Raw genomic sequence first — 1,219 nt, 5'->3', positions numbered from 1 at the left:
CAATCTCTGATACTTCATGACTGGCGATGATCAACACGCGCTCGCCGTCGTGAAACCATTCCAATAAGTGACGATAAAACGTCTCGCGATACACGAGATCTAACCCGAGTGTCGGTTCATCCAATATGAGGATTTGGGTGTTGGTTGCGATCACAATCGCGAGGTGTAATTGCACCTTCATCCCTTTGGATAAAGATTTGATACGCGCACGAGGTTGGATGTCCGTTTGACGAAGTAGCGTATCTGCTTGGGCGCGATTGAACCCTGGATGCACGCCCTCGGTATAGTTAAGCAGTTGAGCAACGGTCATCCAATCTGGCAGAACGTTGACATCCGAGATGTAGGATAAGCTCTGCATTATCTTGTCGCGTTGCATAATAGGTTCAAATCCGTTGATACGAATAGTGCCCTGATATTCATGTGCACCGAGTAGGGCATTAATAAGCGTTGATTTACCTGCGCCATTATGGCCGAGTAAGCCAAGTACTTGTCCTGCATGTAGGTCGAAACTCACTTCATGCAGTGCTTCTCCTTGTTGCTGATATTGCTTGGAGACGTTGTTTACACTGACTAATGCGCTCATTGGTCACCTTTCAAGTGTGGTTTTAGTTGTTGAATGAATTCGTCGAGTGACATATCCAGACGCTGTATTGTGTCGGCTATCTGCGGAATTTGTTGCTGAAGAAAACGTGCCTTCTCGTCTGCGAGTAATTTGAGCTTTGCTCCTGAAGCGACAAACATACCTTGACCGCGTTTTTTCTCCACTAGCCCGTCATCAACAAGCAATTGATAGCCTTTCATAACGGTGAGGTGGTTAATTTTCATATCTGCAGAGATGCTACGGACGGAGGGCAGAGCATCGCCTTCTTGCCAGACACCTTGCAGTATTTGCTGCGTGATCTGGTCTGCCAACTGTCGAAATATCGGTTGGCGATCATGCCAATTAGTCATGAGTGAATCTCTTGGTTGAGATGGTGTTATATATATGTATAACACCTAGTGCATTAGAGAGAAAGTAATAATTTAAAACCTAGTGTATCCGCCTGTCTCATTCGCTCTAAATATCCACCTATGTGGTCGTTGTTTTGAGGTTTTGTTTTATATGGAAATTAATTGCTTCTCATAAGTTGAGAAGTGTTGTTTTTCTCTTCCCATCAATACACTTATCGCCTGTTCTAAATGAATATTCTCACTGAATGATAATTAGCATAATTTTAGC

At 43.9% G+C, this 1,219-nt stretch carries 2 protein-coding genes; both read right to left on the bottom strand.

Annotated elements, in window-relative coordinates; genetic code table 11:
* Nucleotides 1–583: ATP-binding cassette domain-containing protein (locus IQR33_RS33385; RefSeq protein ID WP_228013960.1), on the bottom strand; the 583-nt coding region annotated here is incomplete at its 3' end.
* Nucleotides 580–951, bottom strand: a complete 372-nt coding sequence (locus tag IQR33_RS17490; RefSeq protein WP_005374444.1) for a GntR family transcriptional regulator — start codon at nt 949–951, stop codon at nt 580–582. The genes IQR33_RS33385 and IQR33_RS17490, both read right to left, overlap by 4 nt.
* Between the last annotated feature and the right edge of the window lie 268 nt (nt 952–1,219).

The organism is Vibrio sp. OPT46 (genome assembly GCF_015163535.1).
Taxonomy (GTDB): domain Bacteria; phylum Pseudomonadota; class Gammaproteobacteria; order Enterobacterales; family Vibrionaceae; genus Vibrio; species Vibrio alginolyticus.
The sequence above is the reverse complement of the archived record's forward strand: the minus strand, read 5'-3'. Positions and strand labels throughout refer to the sequence as shown.